Source organism: Rhodanobacter koreensis, assembly GCF_054782855.1.
This window is the reverse complement of sequence record NZ_BAAGRR010000012.1, coordinates 244,575-264,666: the sequence shown is the minus strand read 5'-3', so window position 1 is coordinate 264,666 and position 20,092 is coordinate 244,575. Positions and strand designations below refer to the sequence as shown.

General features: G+C 63.8%; 15 protein-coding genes and 1 riboswitch. Of the genes, 11 read left to right on the top strand and 4 right to left on the bottom strand.

Going from position 1 to position 20,092, the window contains the following annotated elements:
• The first annotated feature begins 63 nt into the window (after positions 1–63).
• Complete coding sequence (locus ACYVKM_RS14770) at positions 64–2,277, top strand: alpha-N-acetylglucosaminidase (protein WP_460878376.1); 2,214 nt, start codon at positions 64–66, stop codon at positions 2,275–2,277.
• A gap of 97 nt (positions 2,278–2,374) precedes the next feature.
• Here the strand turns inward: ACYVKM_RS14770 and ACYVKM_RS14765 are convergent, their stop codons facing one another.
• From ACYVKM_RS14765 to metX, 3 genes are read right to left on the bottom strand one after another with little or no spacing between them, the layout of a single operon-like run.
• Positions 2,375–3,463, bottom strand: coding sequence for a homoserine dehydrogenase family protein (locus ACYVKM_RS14765; protein ID WP_460878375.1), 1,089 nt, complete (start codon positions 3,461–3,463; stop codon positions 2,375–2,377).
• 44 nt (positions 3,464–3,507) lie between these two features.
• On the bottom strand, positions 3,508–4,695 hold the full coding sequence (metB, locus tag ACYVKM_RS14760) for a cystathionine gamma-synthase (protein ID WP_460878374.1): 1,188 nt from the start codon (positions 4,693–4,695) through the stop codon (positions 3,508–3,510).
• A 42-nt stretch (positions 4,696–4,737) separates the two neighbouring features.
• A complete protein-coding gene (gene metX / locus ACYVKM_RS14755; RefSeq protein ID WP_460878373.1) occupies positions 4,738–5,772 on the bottom strand; it encodes a homoserine O-succinyltransferase MetX in 1,035 nt (344 codons plus the stop codon).
• Positions 5,773–5,857: 85 nt separating this feature from the next.
• Positions 5,858–5,973: riboswitch (SAM riboswitch) on the bottom strand.
• Positions 5,974–6,369: 396 nt separating this feature from the next.
• On the opposite strand from metX, the gene ACYVKM_RS14750 reads away from it, so the two are divergent.
• The 9 genes from ACYVKM_RS14750 (at position 6,370) to fusA (ending at position 17,808) form a co-directional block, all read left to right on the top strand.
• On the top strand, positions 6,370–7,095 hold the full coding sequence (locus ACYVKM_RS14750; RefSeq protein ID WP_460878372.1) for a 2OG-Fe dioxygenase family protein: 726 nt from the start codon (positions 6,370–6,372) through the stop codon (positions 7,093–7,095).
• A gap of 206 nt (positions 7,096–7,301) precedes the next feature.
• Positions 7,302–8,444 carry a fatty acid desaturase family protein gene (locus ACYVKM_RS14745; RefSeq protein ID WP_460878371.1) on the top strand — a complete coding sequence of 381 codons (1,143 nt, stop codon included), beginning with the start codon at positions 7,302–7,304 and terminating at the stop codon, positions 8,442–8,444.
• A 237-nt stretch (positions 8,445–8,681) separates the two neighbouring features.
• A complete protein-coding gene (locus tag ACYVKM_RS14740; RefSeq protein ID WP_460878370.1) occupies positions 8,682–9,023 on the top strand; it encodes an RcnB family protein in 342 nt (113 codons plus the stop codon).
• A gap of 220 nt (positions 9,024–9,243) precedes the next feature.
• Positions 9,244–9,600 carry a DUF1304 domain-containing protein gene (locus tag ACYVKM_RS14735; protein ID WP_460878369.1) on the top strand — a complete coding sequence of 119 codons (357 nt, stop codon included), beginning with the start codon at positions 9,244–9,246 and terminating at the stop codon, positions 9,598–9,600.
• A 14-nt stretch (positions 9,601–9,614) separates the two neighbouring features.
• Positions 9,615–10,277, top strand: coding sequence for a M24 family metallopeptidase (locus tag ACYVKM_RS14730; protein WP_460878368.1), 663 nt, complete (start codon positions 9,615–9,617; stop codon positions 10,275–10,277).
• A gap of 111 nt (positions 10,278–10,388) precedes the next feature.
• Positions 10,389–13,958 carry a chemotaxis protein CheB gene (locus ACYVKM_RS14725; protein WP_460878367.1) on the top strand — a complete coding sequence of 1,190 codons (3,570 nt, stop codon included), beginning with the start codon at positions 10,389–10,391 and terminating at the stop codon, positions 13,956–13,958.
• The gene (locus ACYVKM_RS14720; protein WP_460878366.1) at positions 13,958–14,320 is read left to right on the top strand and encodes a response regulator; all 363 of its coding nucleotides are present in this window, start codon (positions 13,958–13,960) and stop codon (positions 14,318–14,320) included. Before ACYVKM_RS14725 ends, ACYVKM_RS14720 begins: the two co-directional genes overlap by 1 nt.
• A 575-nt stretch (positions 14,321–14,895) precedes the next feature.
• Positions 14,896–15,342, top strand: coding sequence for a hypothetical protein (locus ACYVKM_RS14715; RefSeq protein ID WP_460878365.1), 447 nt, complete (start codon positions 14,896–14,898; stop codon positions 15,340–15,342).
• A gap of 336 nt (positions 15,343–15,678) precedes the next feature.
• Positions 15,679–17,808, top strand: a complete 2,130-nt coding sequence (gene fusA, locus ACYVKM_RS14710; RefSeq protein WP_460878364.1) for an elongation factor G — start codon at positions 15,679–15,681, stop codon at positions 17,806–17,808.
• 354 nt (positions 17,809–18,162) lie between these two features.
• Here the strand turns inward: fusA and ACYVKM_RS14705 are convergent, their stop codons facing one another.
• Complete coding sequence (locus tag ACYVKM_RS14705) at positions 18,163–18,957, bottom strand: SDR family NAD(P)-dependent oxidoreductase (RefSeq protein WP_460878363.1); 795 nt, start codon at positions 18,955–18,957, stop codon at positions 18,163–18,165.
• A 104-nt stretch (positions 18,958–19,061) separates the two neighbouring features.
• On the opposite strand from ACYVKM_RS14705, the gene ACYVKM_RS14700 reads away from it, so the two are divergent.
• Positions 19,062–19,952 carry a LysR family transcriptional regulator gene (locus tag ACYVKM_RS14700; protein WP_460878362.1) on the top strand — a complete coding sequence of 297 codons (891 nt, stop codon included), beginning with the start codon at positions 19,062–19,064 and terminating at the stop codon, positions 19,950–19,952.
• Positions 19,953–20,092: the final 140 nt, after the last annotated feature.

Below are 20,092 nucleotides of genomic sequence, written 5' to 3'. Positions count from 1 at the left end.
CCTGGCGGGAATGCCGTGCGCCAGGGTGATCCGCGCGAGCCATGGGGTCTATGCTTGGGGCCCATGCGCTCTGCTGCCACGCTTCTCCTGTTCCTGTCGGGCCTGTTGCTTCTGGTATCCGCGACCCAGGCCGAGGACGGACCACGCTTCGATCTTCGCCCGGCCGAGTGCGTGCTGCAGCGGCTGTTGCCGGATGAAGCTGCCCAGATCGAGCTGGGAGCCCTCGCGCCGAAGGACGGCCACGAGCGATTCCGCATCGCCAACGCGGACGGCCGCGTCAAGGTCGAGGGCAGCAGCACCAGCGCACTGCTGTTCGGCGTCAACTGGTATCTGAAATATGTGGCGCAAGTGCAGCTCTCGCCGAACGGGGACCGGCTCGGCCTGCCGCGCAGGCTGCCGCTGCCGCCGGTGACGATCGAGCAAGAAACGCCGTACCGCTACCGCTACGCGCTGAACCAGAACACCGACGGCTACACCATGGCGTACTGGGACTGGCCGCGCTGGCAGCGCGAGATCGACGTGCTGGCGCTGTCGGGGATCAACGCGATGATCGTCGAGCGTGGCAGCGATACCGTGCTGTATGAAACCTTCCGCGATTTCGGCTATTCCGACCGCGATATCCGCGCCTGGATCACCCAGCCGGCACACCAGAACTGGCAGCTGATGGGCAACCTGTGCTGCTTCGACGGACCGATCAGCCAAGCGCTGATGACGAAGCGGGTGAAGTCGGCACGGCAGATCATCGCGCGCCTGCGCGAGCTGGGCATCACCCCGGTGCTGCCGGGCTTCTACGGCATCGTGCCGGCCGACTTCGAGAAAAAATTCCCCGCCGCGCATGTGCTGCCGCAGGGCGAATGGGCCGGTTTCACCCGGCCCGGCTGGCTCGATCCGCGCGACCCCATGTTCGCGAAGATTGCTGCGTCGTACTACCGCCACCAGCACGAGCTGTTCGGCGACAGCAGCATCTACGACATGGAGGTATTCCAGGAAGGCGGCAGCTCTGGCGACGTGCCGGTACCCGAGGCCGCGCGCGACGTGCAGGCGGCATTGCAAAAAGCGCATCCGGGCGCCTACTGGATGATGCTGGCCTGGCAGGGCAACCCGCGCCAGGATCTGCTGGCCGGAGTCGACCGCAAACATCTGTTCGTCATCGACATCGATCATGACCGCATGCCGCGCGACGACCGCGAGAGGGATTTCCAGGATGCCCCGTTCCTGTTCGGCGGCCTGTGGGAATTCGGCGGCCGCACCACCCTGGGCGCCGATACCCGCAACATCACCATACGCCTGCAGCGGATCAGACGAACCAACCCGAACATGGTCGGCACCGCGCTGTTCACCGAGGGCATGAACACCAACCCGTTCGCCTTCGATCTGTTCACCGAGATGGCCTGGCGCAGCGCGCCGGTCGACCTGAGCCAGTGGACCGCCGACTACGTGCGCCGCCGCTACGGTGCGGCCGATCCGCATGCGCTGGCTGCATGGAAGATCCTGCTCGATACCGCCTACGACATCCGCATCGACAAGGTCGAATTCAACAGCGAGCGCGATGCGGCGCAGGAATCGCTGTTCGACGCCCAGCCCAGCCTGACCACCAACCGCGCATCGCACTGGTCGCCCGAGGCGATGCGCTACGATCCGCAGGCCTTCGCCCGCGCGCTGCCCGAGATGCTGCAGGTGGCACCCGCACTGCGCAGCAGCGAGACCTACCAGTACGACCTGGTCGATATCGCCCGCCAGACCCTGGCCAACGAAAGCCGCATCCTGCTGCCGCAGATCAAGACCGCCTACGACAGCAAGGATCGGCAACGCTTCGAGGCGCTGACCGCGCGCTGGCTCCAGCTGATGCAATTGGAGGACCAGTTGCTGGCCAGCAATCGATGGTTCCTGCTCGGCGGCTGGCTGGCGCGGGTGCCGATGTGGGCGTCCAGCGCGGATGAGCTGGCGCGACTCGACCATGACGCGCGCTCGATCCTGACCACCTGGGGCGAGCGCAAGGCCAGCGAGGGCGCCGATCTCCACGACTACGGCAACAAGGACTGGGCCGGGCTTATCCGCGACTATTACCTGCCGCGCTGGAAGCGCTACTTCGCCTCGCTCGACACGGCGTTGCGCACCGGTCGGCCCGCGATTCGGCTCGACTGGTATGCGATGGGCAATACGTGGAACCACGGCAGCCAGCACTATGCGAGCGAGCCGCAAGGGAATGCCTGGAGGGTCGCGAGCGAGGTGGCCGGAGCGCTGCATCTTGGCGGACCGGTGTCCGTCAGCCCGTAAGTCCAAAGCAACAGCCATGAATGCACTCCATGGCGACTACCCGAGCATCAGCAGCACGGTATTTCCCTGGGCTGGCATAGTTGCACCCGGCGCGACCTCAGATCAGGGCCAGCACATCCCCCAGCAGCGCCTGTGCCGTCACCTCCGGTCCTGCGCCCGGCCCCTGGATCACCAATGGCTGGGTGTTGTAGCGGGTGGTGGTGAGTGCAAACTGGTTGTCGGTGCCATAGAGGCGAGCGGCGGGATGAGTGAGCGGCACTTCCACCAGCCCGACACGAGCACGACCACGCTGATTGAGCCGGGCGAGGAAGCGCAGCACGTTGCCGCGGGACTTCGCCTCGGCATGCAGCCGCGCGAGTGGTTCGTCCAGTTCCTCCAGCCGGGCGAGGAAGGCTTCGGTATCCAGCGCACGCAGCGGTTCGGGCACCAGGCCCTGTACATCCACTTCGTCGGTGCCGAGCGAGAAGCCGGCGTTGCGCGCAATGATCAGCAGCTTGCGCGCCACGTCCTCGCCGGAAAGATCCGAGCGCGGATCAGGCTCGGTGTAGCCGAGCCTGCGCGCTTCGTGCAGCAGTTCGGAGAACGGACGGCTGCCGTCGTACTGATTGAACAGCCATGACAGCGAGCCGGAGAATACGCCTTCCAGCGTGAGCAGCGCATCGCCGCAGTTGCGCAGGCGACGCAGGGTGGACAGCACCGGCAAGCCGGCACCGACGGTAGCCGAGTCGCCGTAGCGGCCGCCCTGGATCGTTGCCGCCTGCAGCGCGCGCCAGCCGGACAATTCGCCGCCGGCCAGCGCCTTGTTCGCGGTGACCACGTGGTAGCCGCGCGCCAGCCACTCGGCGTGCCGCAATGCCAGCGGGGCACTGGCGGTAGCATCGACGATGACCTTCGCCGTCGCGCCGCTGGCATCGAGCGCCGCCAGCAGGCTGGCGTTGTCGCGCGCGTCGCCCTGGCTGTTGTTCAATTGCTCGCGCAGGTTGCGGTTGGCGAGGCTGGCGACAGCAGTCTGCTGGCGACGCGAATTGGCCGCGCCGACCAGTCGCACACCAGCAGCAGCAGGTGTATTGAGCAACTTCAGCAGCGCGCCACCGACCACGCCGGTGCCCAGCAACACGATCGCAATGGCGGAAGCAGCGCTTGTGCGCGTGGTTTCAGCCCCGATGACGGTGCGCGGGGAAGTCACGGCTGAAGCCGTTCCCGCAATAGCTACCGGATCGAGTACCGCGCTCATGCAATCACCCGGCGTTTCGATTTATCCACGGCGCTGGCGCGCAGCAATGCTGCGTCAAGATCGCGCAGCAGGTCGTCGCCATCCTCGATGCCCACCGACAGCCGCAGCAGGCTGTCGGCGATACCCGCGGCATGGCGCGCCTCTACCGCCATCGACGAGTGCGTCATCGATGCCGGATGCGCGATCAGGCTCTCCACCCCGCCCAGCGACTCGGCCAGCGAGAAATACTGCAAGCCGTCGACGAAGGCCTCGATCTGGGTCACGTCGCCTTCCAGCTCGAAGCTGAGCATGGCGCCGAAACCCTGCTGCTGACGCGCGGCCAGGGCATGGCCTGCATGGCTGGCGAGGCCGGGGTAATACACCTTGCGCACGGCCGGGTGGACATCCAGCTGCGCGGCGATACGCTCGGCATTTTCCTGGTGCTGACGCAACCGCACATTGAGCGTGCGCAGGCCACGCAGGGTGAGATAGCTGTCGAAGGGCGCGCCGGTGAGGCCGTTGCAGTTGGCCCACCACTTCAGCTGCTCGAACACCGCCGGCTCACGCGCCACCACTGCGCCGCCGACCACGTCACTATGGCCGTTGATGTACTTGGTGGTGGAGTGCACCACCACGTCCGCGCCGAGCAGCAGCGGCTGCTGCAGGGCGGGGGACAGGAAGGTGTTGTCGACCACCACCAGCGCGCCGACCGCGTGCGCGGCCTGCGCCACGTGGCGGATGTCGGTGATCCGCAGCAAGGGATTGGACGGCGTCTCCACCCAGACCAACGCCGGTTTCTGCGCCAGACCCGCGGCGAGCGACACGCTGTCGGTCAGGTCGGCGAACTCGACGCTGAAACGACCCTTCTTCGCCCACGCATCCAGCAGGCGCCAGGTGCCGCCGTAGCAATCGTGCGCCGCCAGCACCTTCGCGCCGGCCGGCACCAGCTCCAGCGCCAGCGCCACCGCCGACATGCCGCTGGAGGTCACCACCGCGCCGGCGCCCTGCTCCAGTTCCGCCAGCGCATTGCCGAGCAGGTCGCGGGTGGGGTTGCCGCTGCGCGAATAATCGTACGGTCGCTTGCCGCCCAGGCCTTGAAAGCTGTAGTTGGTCGACAGGTGCAAGGGCGGCACCACGGCGCCGTGCTGGGTGTCGCTTTCGATGCCGGCGCGCACGGCGCGGGTACAGGGAGTGGGCTCGCTCATGATGGATCTCCGGGTCTTGCTCGCAATGAATGAGGTCGTGAATCAGGCCAGCGCTTCGCGCAACAGCGGCGCGAGCTGCTCGGGTTCCTTCAGGAAGGCATCGTGGCCGTATGGCGACTCGACCACTTCCAGCGTGGCCGGGCCATGCAAGCGGCGCTGCAGTTCGCACAGATCGGCCAGCGGTACCAGCCGGTCGGACGGGAAACCGATCAGCGTGGCCGGCGTGGGGATCTGCTCCGGCGTCACGTCATGCAGGTCGATCGATTCGGACAGGGCGAGGAAACGATCCGCATCGAAGCGCTCGACGAAGCGGCGACCCTGATGCTCCAGATAGTCCTCGACCGGGAAATGGAAGCGCTCGTCGCGCCATTCCGGGCCGCCGGCAAAGCGCCGGCCGAATTCACCGCTGCCGCGGTAGGTGGTGATCGCCAGCTGGCGCGCCAATGCCAACGCTTCGTCGACCCGCCCGGTCGACTGGCCGAGCCGCACGATGCCGCGCTGCACGCTGCGCTGCGCGGTGGCCAGCGGGTGCGGCCGGTGCGCGCCGGCCAGCAACAGCAGCCGATCGACGCAGCGCGGATGGCGCGCCGCGAAGGCCAGCGCCACCATCGCGCCGTAGGAGGAGCCGACGAAGGCATGCGCCTGCGGGATCGCCAGCGCCTGCAGCAAGGCGGCCAGCGCGGCGGCCTGATCCTCGCTGGATACCGAGTCGACGCCCAGCTCGGCCGGGGTCAGCCAGTCGATCGCCAGTACGCGCCAGCGATCCAGGTCGATCGCCGCCCCGGCGCCGACCAGTGCCTGCCACCAGCCCGGAGCACTGTCGCCATCCAGCGCGGTGACATCGCGGCTGGCCGAGATGCCGCCCTGCACGATCAGCGTCGGTGCATCCGGCGCGCCGCACCACAGGTAGCGCACCTCAACCTCGCGCGGGCCGCTGCCGTATTTCGGAGTGAGCTGCAGCCGCCGCGTGCTGCGCTGGGCGGTCAGCTGCGGGCGCGCGTGCCGCGACGGCTCTAGGCCTTCGGCAAACGCGGCGTGGCTGGTCTCGACATGGCGTGTTTCGGGCAGGAAGGTCATCTCGCTCTCCGGTAGGCATCGTCCTGCGCGGTACCGGAAAGGTCGCCTGCCCGGAATCGGCAGCGGATCGCTGCGATACGGATGACGCCCATCTACCGGTCGGTGCCGAAGCACCTCCGCAGGAGTTGGCACCGTGGCGGAAACGCTCCGCAGGTTGCCCCGGCTTCAAAGGGCCTGTCCCTCAGCCGGTCTCGATGAGTAGGGCGGATATTGAACGTCTTGTTTTCTTGTGTCAATAGACGTCTAAACATCTAAACGTATATATGCTCGTTTGTCATATGAGTAGCCCATAGGGCTTAAACAGCAGCCTTCCGGCCTTTCAGTCATCATTCGGGGCAGTTCCACGGGTCCGGAACCTCGCGGCACCGTCCCGGCTTTGCCGGCGACTCGTCCATTTCCACGGCCATGCCGGTAACCACGGGCAAGGAGCCACTCATGTCCGGAGAACCTCGCCCTTGCTTGCAGGGCCGGTTTCGCACCGCCCATAAACAAATTCGACGGCCGCAATACCCGGCTACCCGTCTTGCGGGCAGACTCGGCCCATCCCTGCCCTGCTGGGCCAGCGCTGCTTCATCCCGGCCCTGCTAACGTATCCACATGACCCCCTCCCCCGATGTGTCCCTCCTGCACAACCAGTTGCAACGCGATGGCTTTGCCTTCGCCACCGCCGACCGCATGCGCGACCTGCTGCAGGCCCGGGCGCTGGGTGACTGGATCGCCTTCGCCGCCAGCTGGAATGACCTGGCGCCCGACACCTATCTCGCCACGCGCGGCCGCCACCGCCGCCGCCGGCATGCCGTTTTCGCTGCCGACGCAACCGGCGAGATCCGTCGCGAGCCACACCAGCCGCATTACCAGAGCCTCGCCCACAACTCCTTGCAAGGTGACATCCAGCGCTGGTTCGAACCGGTGCTGCCGACCATCGCCGACGGGGCCAGCCTGCGCCGCATCCTCGCCTTCAGCCGGGAACTGTTCGGCGCACTGGCGCCGGCAACACGCCACTGGCATATCGAGGTACATCAGTTCCGCATCGAGGCACGCGCCGGCGAAGCGGCTGAACCGACGCCGGAAGGCGTGCACCGCGACGGCGTCGACTACGTGCTGGTGCTGCTGGTCGACCGCAGCAACATCGAGAGCGGCACCACCACCATCCATGCCCATGACGGCAGCCTGCTGGGCAGCTTCACGCTCACCCATGCACTGGATGCCGCGCTGGTCGACGACGCCCGCGTCTGCCACGGCGTCACCGCGGTAACGCCGCTCGATCCGGCGCAGCCAGCCCATCGCGATGTGCTGGTGGTGACGTTCAGGGCCTCCGCATAACCGCCCACTCATCGCTGTAATTGTTACGACATCGTCAGATGATGGAGGGCACGCACGGCATACCCCGCGCAAGCCGCGAATTTGCTGGAACGGCCATCAACATCCGCGTTACGTCACACCTGTCATGATGCAGGCCACATCATTATTCACAAGGTAGATCCATGTCCCTCGATTCATCTCATCGCAGGGACAATGCTGCATCCCCTTTGCCACGCCATGCCATCGAGGAGCGGCTGAAGTTCAGCGGTGACAACTCTTTCCATCGCGAACTGCGCCGACGTGTCGACGCCGAGTTCAAGCACAGCGGCGGCCGCCAGCGCGACAGCGCACAGATGTATTTGAAGACCGCGATCATTCTGGGTGTGTTCGCGCTCGCCTATGTGGCACTCGTGCTCTTTGCGACAAGCGTATGGCAGGGCCTGTTGCTGAGCATCGTGCTCGGCATCGCGACCGCCGGGATCGGCTTCAACATCATGCATGACGGCGGCCATCAGGCGTATTCCGAGCGCCGCTGGATCAACCGGCTGATGGCGATGACGCTGGATGTCGTGGGCGGCAGCTCGTACATCTGGCAGTGGAAGCACGCACGCTTCCACCACACCTGGGTCAACATTGCCGGCCATGACAGCGACATCGACCTCGGCGTGCTGGGACGCCTGTCGCCGCTGCAGCCGCGGCGGCCGTGGCATCGCTGGCAGCACTTCTACCTGTGGGTGCTGTACGGCGTCACTGCCATCCGCTGGCATCTGTACGGGGATTTCCGCGACATGATCACTGGCACCGTTGGCGAACGTCCGTTCGCGCGGCCGCGCGGCTGGGATCTGACCGTGTTCGTGGTCGGCAAGCTGGCGTTCTTCATCCTTGCGTTCGGACTGCCGCTGGCCTCCCATTCGATCGGCGCCGTGCTGCTGTTCTACACGGTGACCGCCGCCGTCGCCGGCGTGTTGCTGGCGCTGGTGTTCCAGATGGCGCATGTGGTGGAAGAGGCCGCGTTTCCCGTGCCCAGGGAAGGCGGCCAGCAAATGGATACGCCATGGGCGATCCATCAGCTGGAAACCACGGTGGATTTCGCACGCGGCAACCGCATCCTCGGCTGGCTGATCGGCGGCCTGAATTTCCAGGTGGAGCACCACCTGTTTCCGCGCATCTCGCACGTGCACTACCCGCGGGTTGCGCGCGTGGTGGAAGACGCCTGCCGCGAATACGGCGTGACCTATCGCGAGCATCGCACGTTCGCTGCCGGCATCGCGTCGCACTATCGCTGGCTGCGGCAACTGGGCCGGCCGGTCATCGTGACAGCCAACGCTCCAGTATCCATACTGGAATCCAACTCGCTCCCGCAGACCTGAGCCACGCATTCCACGCGCCCATGGAAAGATCCAGCGCATGCGCGACTATCGTCCGCGCGTGAACGGCGCACTGCCGCGAAATTCACATGCAAAGAGCCTGCGGCTTGCGATGCTGCATCCGCAGTAGCCATGCCTTCGGTACGGTTTCACCTCCGTCAGGTGCGTGCGCTGACATTTGCCGCTGTCCTTGACCTGTGGCTCCGCCACAAGCTTGGCATTCCATAAAGGACGCATTTCATGAAAACGAAACTTGTCTTGGCCATGTGTGCAGCCCTGCTGGCATCCGGTGCAGCAATGGCAGCGCAGTCCGACGATCCAAGCGCCGGCACGGTTCAAACCACCAAAACGGTCACCACGACCGTGCAGCATGTCCACGGCGCCAACACCACCTGGTACAAGGAAGGCGGCGTGGTACCTACCGAATATCGCGGCAACAACTATGTCGTTGAGAAGTGGCAGACCGAGCATTTGAACGAACCCACGGAAGGATCCCATTGGGTACGTGGTGACAATGGTGACTACCTGCTGGTGGACGAAAGCACCGGCGCGATCACCAGCATCGTCCACCAGCAGCACTGAAGCTGATTGACCAAGGGCACGGCTTTCTTGCCGTGCCCTTGCAAACGGATTCATGGTTTCCATGGATCCGTTTTTTATTGCGGATTTCAATCTACTGCCCGCATTGACCTAGCCTGCCCCTGTCGTATTGCAGGTTTGCGATGAGCCGGTCCGGCTGCGACACTGCCGCCACGGCGGACCAGCCATGGAACGCCGCGATCAACCACTCAAGGGGAGTGCCATGTCCATCGCCGCAAACATCGTGATCGCCGTCATCGCGCTGCTGCACCTGTGGTTCCTGATCCTGGAAATGTTCCTGTGGACCAGGCCCGCGGGTCGTCGCGCCTTTGGCATCACCGCGGAATTCGCCGAGCAGTCGAAAGCACTCGCCGCCAACCAGGGTCTCTACAACGGCTTCCTGGCCGCGGGGCTGGCCTGGGGCCTCTACCTCGGCAGCGCCGGCCTCGGCGTGAAAGCATTCTTCCTCGCATGTGTATTGGTCGCCGGCATCTTCGGCGGATTGACCGCGGGCCGGAAGATTCTGTGGATACAGGCATTGCCGGCTGCGATCGGACTGGTACTCGTCCAACTGGCCTGACCGAACAGACACTCATGACGACTCCCTCTCGCGAAGCTGTCGGACAACGCTTCGATCACGACCTGATGCAACGCGCCCGCGAAAAAACCTGGGCTGCGCTGCACGGTATCCGTGAGCGCATGCAGCCAGGTATCAGCGAGGACGAAGCAAAGCTCGAAGCAACCGAGGTGTTCCGCGAACTCGGCTTCGAGCGACTGTGGCATCCGGTGCTGATCCGCATCGGACCGAACACCACCAAGACTTATCGACAGCGCTCGGACCCCAGCGTGCGACTGGGCGAGAACGACAGCTACTTCATCGACCTCGGACTGGTATTCGACGGACACGAGGGTGATGTGGGCGATACGTTTGTGGTGGGTCACGCACCGGAGCGACAGGCTTGCGCGGATGCAGCGCGTGCGCTGTTCGGCGAAGTGGCTGACGCGTGGCGCACGCAGGGACTGGGCGGCCAGGCGCTGTATGCGTTTGCCGGCGAGCGTGCCGCGGCGATGGGTTGGCGGTTCAACCACGCGGTCAAGGGTCACCGGGTCAGCGACTTTCCGCATGCGATCCACAAGGGCGGTGACCTCGGTGATCTGGAAGCATCGCCATCCAGCGGACTGTGGATCCTGGAAATCCAGATCGCGCATCCGGGCGAGCCGTTCGGTGCGTTCTACGAGGATCTGCTGACACGCTGATCCGTGCGCGCACAACAGCTGCACACCCGCACTGCAATCACCCGGGGTGAACGCCATGCGCGCTATGCTGCAGCCTCACCCAGGCGTTGCCTGGAGTTCAGGCTGTACCGCATGCCGTCGTATCTGAAGCCAGTACCCCCTCCCGCCGCGATCGCCGGCAAGGGCGCGCTGACGGCAAAAAACCGCAAGTCGCCACCGACCGGCACCATGATCGTCGGCATCGGTGCTTCGGCGGGCGGACTGGAGGCGTTCAAGGCGTTCTTCACGCACATGCCGGCGAATGTCGAACTGGCCTTCGTGCTGGTGCAGCATCTGGCGCCCGATCACAACAGCCTGCTGGCCGAACTGATCGGTCGCAGCACCACCATGCCGGTGCTCGAAGCGACCCACGGCATGCGTGTCGAGGCGCGGCACGTCTATGTGATTCCGCCGAACGCCACCCTGACCATTGCCGACGGCGTGCTGCAGGTGAGCAAGCCCGCGCCGCCGCGCGAGCATCGCTGGCCGATCAATACGTTCTTCACGTCGCTGGCCGAGGATCAGGGCGATTGCGCGGTGTGCGTGGTGCTGGCCGGCACCGGCAGTGATGGTGCGCAGGGACTGCGTGCGGTGAAGGATCACGGCGGACTGGCGCTGGCGCAATCCGGTTTCGACCACGAAGCGATGATCGGCATGCCCGCCAATGCGGTGGCTACCGGGCTGGTTGACGCCGTCATGCCGGTATCCGACATGCCGGCACGGCTGCTCGCCTATCAGAAGCAGATGCATGCCGCGCAGCAGAAGAAGGGAGCCGACGGTGTTCGCGGCGACGTGGCGGCGCACCTGAAAACCATCTGCGGACTGCTGCACGCCGAAGTCGGCCACGACTTCAGCCAGTACAAGGAAAAGACCCTGATGCGGCGGATCCAACGGCGCATGCTCGTAGTGCAGGCCGAGACGGTGATGGATTACATCGAGCACCTGCGCGGGCATCCGAACGAACACGAGCTGTTGTTCCGCGAGTTCCTGATCGGAGTGACCGAGTTCTTCCGCGACCCGATCGCGTTCGACGCACTGCGCAACATCGCGATCCCATCGCTGCTGGCGGGCAAGACCAGCGACGATGTACTGCGGGTCTGGGTTCCCGGCTGCGCCACCGGCGAGGAGGCCTACTCCATCGCCATCCTGCTGCGCGAGGCGATGGGCTCGCAGCGCGGCCTGAAAGTGAAGATCTTCGCCACCGACATCGACGATCAGGCGATCGACCGCGCCCGCGCCGGCCGTTACCGGGCACCGCTGAACGGCATTTCGCCCGAGCGCCTCGAGCGCTGGTTCACCCAGGATCGCGAGGACTATTGCGTGGTCAAGCAGATCCGCGAGATGTGCATCTTCTCGCCGCACAGCGTGATCAAGGATCCGCCGTTCTCGCGGATGGACCTGGTCTCCTGCCGCAATTTGCTGATCTATCTCAACAACGATCTGCAGGAGCGGCTGGTGCAGTCGTTCCACTATGCGCTGCGACCCGGCGGCTTCTTGCTGCTTGGTCCGTCGGAACGATTGGCACGGAACGCGCGCCTGTTCACCGAGCTGGACAAGAAGCAGCGGCTGTACGTGCGCCGCGATGACGCACATACACGCCCACGAGATTTCGTCAGCATGCATCCGCGCCACTTCAGCAGTACCGAGCATCCCACGCCGCGACATGTGGAAGATCCGATCGCTCAGCAGGCGCGCCAGGCGCTGGAGCCGTGGTCGCCGGCCTATGTGGTGATCAACGCCAGTCACGACGTGCTGCGCTTCGGCGGTGACACGGGGCGTTACCTGGCACCATCGACCGGCGCGGCCAGCCTCAACCTGTTCCAGCTGCTCGACAAGCCGTTGCGCGGCGCCGTGCGCGCGGCAGCGCTGCAGGCCTTTGCCAGCGGCAAGCAGGTGATCCACGATGGGCTGACTCTCCTGCTCAATGGACATAAGCGATCGTTGCGGCTGATCGTGGAGCCGCTGGGCCAGGATGAGCTCCGTGATGACGGCAAGGTCGAGATGTGCGTGGTTGCCTTTCATGAGCTCGAACCTGCGCCGCACTCGACCGAGCCGACGGCGGATGGTAACCCCGGCAGCGAGCTCACGCGCATCCAGGCACTGGAGGACGAATTGCGCGGCACGCGCATGCAATTGCATGCCGCCGTCGACCTGCACGAAACGGCCAGCGAAGAACTGAAATCGGCGAACGAGGAATACCAGTCGGTCAACGAGGAACTGCAGTCCGCCAATGAGGAGCTGGAAACCTCGACCGAGGAGATGCAATCGATCAACGAGGAGCTGCAGACCGTCAACGCCGAGCTCAACAGCAAGAACGAGGCGCTGAACCGGCTCAACAACGACATCCGTAACCTGCTCGACAGCACGCACATCGCAACGATCTTCCTCGACCGCGAGCTGCGCATCCGCAGCTACACGCCGATGATGACCGAGCTGTTCCACCTGCGTGACGGCGACAAAGGGCGCCCGATCACCGAGATCTCGCCGCGCATCAACTATCCGGAACTGAAAAGCGACGTGGCGCAGGTGCTGCACGACCTGGCGGTGACCGAACGCATGTTGCGCGGCGTCGACGAGGCGCCGACCTTCCTGTTGCGCATGCGCCCCTACCTGACGGTCGACAATGTCGTCGACGGGGTGGTGCTGACCTTCGTCGACATCACCGAGAGCCAGCAGCTGAACAGCGAGCACGCCCGACTGGCGGCGATCGTGAACTCCTCGCGCGACGCGATCTTCGGCTTTTCGCTGGACGAACGGATCAGCAGCTGGAACGCCAGCGCCGAACGCATCTTCGGGCTGTCGGCCGAGCAGGCGGTCGGCCAGCCGTTGAACATGTTGCTGCCGCCGGAACCTTCCGAGGAAACCAGGAAGTTTTTCATCAGCCACGAGCGGCCGACACGGCTGGCCGAGTTCGACATGACCTGGGTGCGGCCGGACGGTACGTCGGTACCGCTGGCGATCAGCTACTCGCCGGTATGCGACCAGGACGGCATGATGTTCGCCGGCAAGCTGATCGCACGCGATGTGACCGAGCGCATGCGCGCGGAACGGCACACGGAAATGATGATGGCCGAACTCAACCATCGGGTGAAGAACACCCTCGCCACGGTGCAGGCAATTGCCCAGCAGACCATCGTCAACGCGCCGGATCTGCCCACTTTCACGGAAAGCTTCCTGTCGCGGCTGCTGGCGCTGTCGCACACGCACAACCTGCTGGCACAGGATGCATGGCTCGGCGCGTCGCTGGCTGGAATGATCAACAATGAACTGGCGCCCTACCGACATGACAGCGACGCACGCGGGGACGACGCACGCGTGCATCTGCACGGTGAAGACATCCACCTGTTGCCCAAGCCGGCGCTGGCGCTGAGCATGGCCTTGCACGAACTGGCCACCAACGCCGGCAAGTACGGCTCGCTGTCGGTGCCCGAAGGTCTGGTGACCGTCACCTGGTCGATACGCATGAAGGGGCAACGTCCATGGTTGCTGCTGCAGTGGACGGAAACCGGCGGCCCGGCCGTCAAGCCACCCACACACCGTGGCTTCGGTTCACGCCTGATCGATGAAGGCGTGCCGTATGAACTGGATGGTGAGGTGACGCTCGCATTTCCCCCCAGCGGTGTGACCTGCACCATCGATGTACCACTCGAGGTAGTTTCCTGATGACCACAGACAGCAACCTGCCCTGCATCCTGCTCGCCGAAGACGAGATGATGCTGGCGATGATGCTGGAGGATCGCCTGAATGCCTCGGGCTACCGCGTGCTCAAGGCTGCGCGCCTGGCCAAATGCCTGGAGCTGGCCGAGTCTGCGCCGATCGACCTGGCCATTCTCGACATCAACCTGGCCGGCGAAGCCAGTTACCCCGTGGCCATGGTGCTGCGTCGTCGCGGCATTCCATTTGTATTTTCCTCCGGTTACGGCGAGGGGGACCTGCCCGAAGTCTGGCGCAACGAAAAGACCTTGCAGAAGCCCTACGACACAAGGCAGTTGACCGAGGCTCTGACCGACCTGCTTGCCACCTGATCTTTCGCATGGGCGAGCTGTAACCAGTCGCCTTGCCCGGGCATGATTTCATGCAGCGCCGGACTCTTTGCGATCTGCTACGCACTGATGGTGTCTGATCGCACCGTCGTCATCGGCTGCTTTTCGCGGCCTATCCACGACAAGACGAAACCCAGACGCGGTACGCCTGCGAAAAAAACCCGGTGACCTCGGTGATCTGGATGGATCCCCATCCAGCGGGCCGTGGATCCTGGAGATCCAGATCGCGCATCCGAGCGAACCCCTCGGCGCATTTATGAGGTTTATGTTGAATTTCGGCAACATGGACTGACGTCATCTTCCGGCAGAATGTGACGCCACGAGTCCGCATGACGCCCCTGTGCGGATGGACGACTCGACCGGACTCCGATCGGCGATGGCCGGATAAGCCCTGCAGTCTCACCATTTCAGCCGGCAAGTTGGGCATCCGGCGCAATATGCCGGGCAGCTGGCATCGCTCTTGCTCGAACTTTCATTGGACAGGGCAGCGGGTGGGTGCACCCCGAGGCATATCCATGCCGTCGCGTCATTCGGCGCATTCTGCGGAGGGTTGGCACATGCTGGCGAATACAGAGATCCCGCACAAGGCAGCGGACCGCTTTGCATCCACCTTGCGGACGTTTCACGAACACGCCAGCGCCATCGCCTCCGGCAGGGCGGAAGGCGATGCGTTCACCTGGTTCCTGGCCTCCGAGTACGAGTGGGAAATGGAAATGGCCTGCATGTGGCTGGTCGAATCACCGGAAAGCCGCCTCTCCGAAGCCGAGAAAGCCACGCTGCGCCACTTCCTCGGGATCATGCCCGAGGTGAGGGATGCGATCGTTGCCGGCCGGAAGCAGGCTTCGGACCGGGCCCGGCAGTCCACGGAACCCGAGTGGGCCGACTGGCTGGAGATTGCCGCACTGCCGAGCTGGAACAACTTCACCGTGCGCACCGCCATCCTGCTGAGCCAGCTGGGCAGCCCGGCCTGGAACGACACCCACTTCAACGCCGATCCGGGCTGAGCCGGGCACCGACCACCCGGAAACCGGGCGCAACGCCCGGAGGGTCGATCCCGCTGCGAAAGCCGCCCTGGGGAAACGAGGCATCAGCGCGAGACCGGCGATGGCCATGTCGAAGGCTGTGCAAGCCGATGACGCGTATCCGCGGCCCATCATCCGAGCCAATCACGTGAGTGTGGCGGCCCCATCGGTTATCGTGTCGTGCCTCTCGCGCCCTGCCTGCCAGGACTGGCGTCATTCCGTTCCCGGTCGCTGGCACATTGAAAAGCACCTTCACGGACAGCATGTCGCTGTCCTCCTCACGCTTGCCCCACACAACAACTTTCCGGAATCCAGACTGTGGCCCGTCAAAAACCCCTGAACCTCTACCGCAACATCGGCATCATCGCGCACATCGATGCAGGCAAGACCACGACCACCGAGCGCGTGCTGTATTACACCGGCAAGAAGCACCAGATCGTCGACGTGCACGACACCAAGGATGGCAAGGGCTCGACCACCACCGACTACATGGAGCAGGAGCGCAAGCGCGGCATCACCATCCAGTCGGCGGCGGTGACGGCCGAGTGGAAGGGTCACCAGATCAACGTGATCGACACCCCGGGACACGTGGACTTCACCATCGAGGTGAACCGTTCGCTGCGCGTGCTCGACGGCGCGGTGGTAGTGTTCGACGGCGTGGCCGGCGTGGAACCGCAGACCGAAACCAACTGGCGCCTGGCCGACCAGTACAACGTGCCGCGCGTGTGCTACATCAACAAGATGGACCGCATCGGCGCCAGCTTCGCGCATTGCGTGAAGGGCATCCGCGAGCGCCTGAATGCGCCGGCCCTGCTGTGCCAGGTTCCGCTGGGTAGCAGCGACGAGTTCTGCGGCATGGCCGACCTGGTCGCCAACGTGGCCTACATCTGGGCGTCGGACGACAAGGACAGCACCTGGGAAACCGTGTCTTTCGAGGAAGCGAGGAACCGTCTTAAGTTCGGTTCCACCGTCGACAACGACTGGATCGACCAGCTGCCGAAGCTGCGCGAGGAAATGCTGGAGACCGCGCTGGCGATGGACGACGACGCTTTCGGGCATCTGATCGAGACCGGCGAGCACGATCCGGCGAAGCTGAAGGAATGCATCCGCAAGGGCTGCGTCACCGGCAAGCTGGTGCCGGTGTTCTGCGGCTCGTCGTACAAGAACAAGGGCGTGCAGCAGCTGCTCGACGCCGTGGTCGACTACATGCCGTACCCGGGCGAGAACGGCGGCATCTCGATCGTCGATGAGGACGGCAATGTCATCGGCGAGCAGGAAGTGCGCGACGACGCACCGGCGCGCGCGCTGGCGTTCAAGGTCATCAACGACCAGTTCGGCACGCTGACCTTCTGCCGCATCTATTCGGGCGTCATCAAGAAGGGCGACACGCTGCAGAACGTCACCCGCGGCAAGAAGGAGCGCGTGGGCCGCATCGTGGAAGTGCAGGCCAACGCGACCAAGGAAATCGACGAGGTGCGCGCAGGCGACATCTGCGCGTTCGTCTCGATGAAGGACACCGAGACAGGCGATTCGCTGTCCGATCCGGCGCATCCCGCCCTGCTGGAGCGCATGCGCTTCCCCGACCCGGTGATCAGCGTCTCGGTCGAGCCGAAGACCCGCGGCGACGTCGACAAGATGTCGACCGCGCTCTACAAGATGGTCAAGGCCGATCCGTCGCTGCGCATGGAAGTGGACCAGGAAACCGGCCAGACCGTGCTCAAGGGCATGGGCGAGCTGCACCTGGAAATCACCATCGACCGCATGCGCACCGAGCTGGGCGTGGAAGCCAACATGGGCAAGCCCAAGGTCAGCTTCCGCGAAGCCTTCGGCCAGACCGTCGAGCACACCTACACGCACAAGAAGCAGTCCGGCGGTTCGGGCCAGTTCGCCGAAGTGAAGATGATCTTCGAGCCGGGCGAATCCGGCAGCGGCGTGGTGTTCTCCGATGAGGTCGTCGGTGGCCGCGTGCCGCGCGAATACATCCCGGCAGTCGAGCACGCGATCAAGGTTGAATCGCTGCAAGGTCAGATCGCCGGTTACGAAGTGGTGGATTTCAAGGCGCGCCTGATCGACGGCAAGTACCACGACGTCGACTCCTCGGCACTGGCCTTCGAGATCGCTGGCCGCGCCTGCTTCCGCGAAGCGCAGAAGCTGTCCAAGCCCAAGCTGCTGGAACCGATCATGAGCCTGGAAGTGGTCACCGAGGCCACCTATCTCGGCGACGTCATCGGCGACATCAACCGCCGCCGCGGCAGCATCTCCGACCAGGGCCAGAAGGGTACGTCGGCCTTCGTGCAGGGTTTCGTGCCGCTGTCCGAGATGTTCGGCTACATCAACTTCCTGCGTTCGGCCACCAGCGGCCGCGGCAACTTCTCGATGATCTTCGATCATTACGAGGAAGTGCCGGCCAGCATGGTCGAGAAGCTGATGGAGAAGGAGGCGCGGTAAGTTTTGTTTTCACGTCAGCGTCAGCCTTGCGGCAGGCTGCGGAATAAAAAGGCCCGGAGAACAATCTCCGGGCTTTTTTATTTCAGGATGACTCCAGCACCGTACTTTGCTGGACTACGACAAAGCAAAATACAGAAGATTTATCAATAACTTAGATGAGTTCAATCTATGTCGGTGCTTTCCGAAACTCGACCTGGCTTTCCTGCTCTTGGCCCCTATCAGGCTCCTGGGAATCGGGTCTTTCCGAGGAGTCGTCATGGCTAAGATCGAACTCACCAAGTCCGTTGTCGATGCGGCACAATCCCAGGCGCAGGCCGTCGAACTCCGGGATGAGCGAGTGAAAAAGCGTGCGCCCTATGCAATTGTCCGAACGACACCGCCGTCGACACGCAAGGAAGTGCCTGTTGTCGCCGACGCCTGCTCCGAGCAGACATAGACGACCAGGTTTGCGACTTCTTCGGTTGTCGCGAAGCGATTGAGGAGCGTGGTCGGGCGATGCGTTTTCAGGAACTGCTGCTCGGCTTCCTCACGCGTAATGCCTTGCGCATCTGCGTTCGCCTGCGCCCAACCACCCATGATCTCCGAATTCGTCGGACCCGGAAGAACCGAATTAACGGTGACGCCCGTTCCGCCGACCACCTCGGCCAAGCCCCTCGCAATGGCGAGTTGGGCGGTCTTGGTCGTGGCGTAGTCGATCATGTCCTTGGGGATGGCAAGCGCGGACTCGCTGCTGATGAAGACGACGCGCCCCCAGCCGCGCTTCGTCATGTTCGGCACATAGTGGCGGGAGGCGCGAATGCCGCTCATGACGTTAAGTTCGAAGAGATCGATCCACTCGCTGTCCTCAATTTCGAAGAAGGACTTCGGACGCCCAGTACCCACATTGTTGACGAGAATGTCCGCATCCGGCGCCTGAGCGAACAACTCCGCCGCGCCTTCCGGGGTCGCAAGATCGGCGATGACGCCGGCAAACTCCGTCTTTGGCAAGAGTTCGCGAAGCTCCCGAAGCGCCGTGGAGACGCGCTTCTCTGTGCGGCCGTTGATCACGACCGCGGCGCCTGCGCGCCCCAACCCTTCTGCAATGGCTCGGCCGATACCCGCCGTTGACCCGGTAACGACGGCCTTGCGTCCAGTGAGATCGATATTCATGACACCAGTCCTTCAACATGTGGAGAAAGCTGGATTGTGGGTGATGTCGGAACCACTGATAATGGCTTGAATTGCCATAACATTAATTCCAAGGAGGAATTAATATGGATCGATTCCACGAATTGAACGCCTTCATAGCCGTGGTTGAAGCAGGCGGTTTTACCGCCGCCGCACGTCGAACCGGCGACTCACAGTCGGCCATCAGCAAGGCTATCGGCGCGCTCGAGAGACGCCTCGGGGTGGCGTTATTTAACCGAAGTACGCGCAGCGTGACCCTGACGGATCAAGGACAGAGATACTACGACCGGGCAAAACCGCTGCTTGACGAGATGGATGACGCCGACAGCGAACTGACCAGCAGCACGCACAATGTCTCGGGTCTGATCAGGATCGCTGCATCAGGTACTTTCGGCCGTCTTCATATTTTGCCGCTTATCCCCGACCTGTTATCGCTCAACCCTGGCCTTCAGGTCGATCTCATTCTCTCGGACTTCGTGCGAGACATGGTGGAAGATGGAATTGATCTGGCGATCCGGGTGGGGCCCGTCAACGATCCCGACGCGATTGCCAGACGCGTGGCCAGCACGCCCCTCGTATGCGTTGGATCCCGTCGCTACTTCGAGCAACGCGGAATGCCAAAGAATCCCACCGAACTCGTCGATCACAATTGCCTTCTATATCGCGGCTCGGCGGAGTCAACGCATTGGTCTTTTGTAGGACCAGAAGGTCTGGTTAGCGTGTCCGTCCGCGGAAATCTCACGTCCAACAGTGTCGAAACGATCAGGGCTGGTGTTCTAGCTGGCGTGGGAATCGGCCGGTTTGCCAAGATCTCTCTTGCCGATGATCTCCGGCATCCAGACGTCATCACCGTTCTCGACGAATTTATAGGCGACGCCAGAGACATAAGCCTCGTCTGGCCGAGACGCCGGTTTGTACCGGCGCGTGTGCGACGGGTCACCGACTTTTTTGCGGAGGCCATACCACGGCGTATTTAGCCCCCGAACTTACAGCGAAATGTTCAGTGATCGCGGGACTTCGGAATCAACCAAGCGGACTTCCTGGCCATCGCGCGAGCCATGAAAGCTCAAGAAGCAGAGCACGAACACGGTCACGTCCCCTGAAACCTGGTTGGCAT

Bases quoted from the DNA above. Each gene is read 5' to 3' on its own strand.
- ACYVKM_RS14705 (WP_460878363.1), bottom strand. From the start codon at position 18,957: ATGAATATCGATCTCACTGGACGCAAGGCCGTCGTTACCGGGTCAACG.
- ACYVKM_RS14725 (WP_460878367.1), top strand. From the start codon at position 10,389: ATGCCGTCGTATCTGAAGCCAGTACCCCCTCCCGCCGCGATCGCCGGC.
- metB (WP_460878374.1), bottom strand. From the start codon at position 4,695: ATGAGCGAGCCCACTCCCTGTACCCGCGCCGTGCGCGCCGGCATCGAA.
- ACYVKM_RS14700 (WP_460878362.1), top strand. From the start codon at position 19,062: ATGGATCGATTCCACGAATTGAACGCCTTCATAGCCGTGGTTGAAGCA.
- metX (WP_460878373.1), bottom strand. From the start codon at position 5,772: ATGACCTTCCTGCCCGAAACACGCCATGTCGAGACCAGCCACGCCGCG.
- ACYVKM_RS14740 (WP_460878370.1), top strand. From the start codon at position 8,682: ATGAAAACGAAACTTGTCTTGGCCATGTGTGCAGCCCTGCTGGCATCC.
- ACYVKM_RS14730 (WP_460878368.1), top strand. From the start codon at position 9,615: ATGACGACTCCCTCTCGCGAAGCTGTCGGACAACGCTTCGATCACGAC.
- ACYVKM_RS14715 (WP_460878365.1), top strand. From the start codon at position 14,896: ATGCTGGCGAATACAGAGATCCCGCACAAGGCAGCGGACCGCTTTGCA.
- ACYVKM_RS14735 (WP_460878369.1), top strand. From the start codon at position 9,244: ATGTCCATCGCCGCAAACATCGTGATCGCCGTCATCGCGCTGCTGCAC.
- ACYVKM_RS14750 (WP_460878372.1), top strand. From the start codon at position 6,370: ATGACCCCCTCCCCCGATGTGTCCCTCCTGCACAACCAGTTGCAACGC.
- ACYVKM_RS14720 (WP_460878366.1), top strand. From the start codon at position 13,958: ATGACCACAGACAGCAACCTGCCCTGCATCCTGCTCGCCGAAGACGAG.
- ACYVKM_RS14770 (WP_460878376.1), top strand. From the start codon at position 64: ATGCGCTCTGCTGCCACGCTTCTCCTGTTCCTGTCGGGCCTGTTGCTT.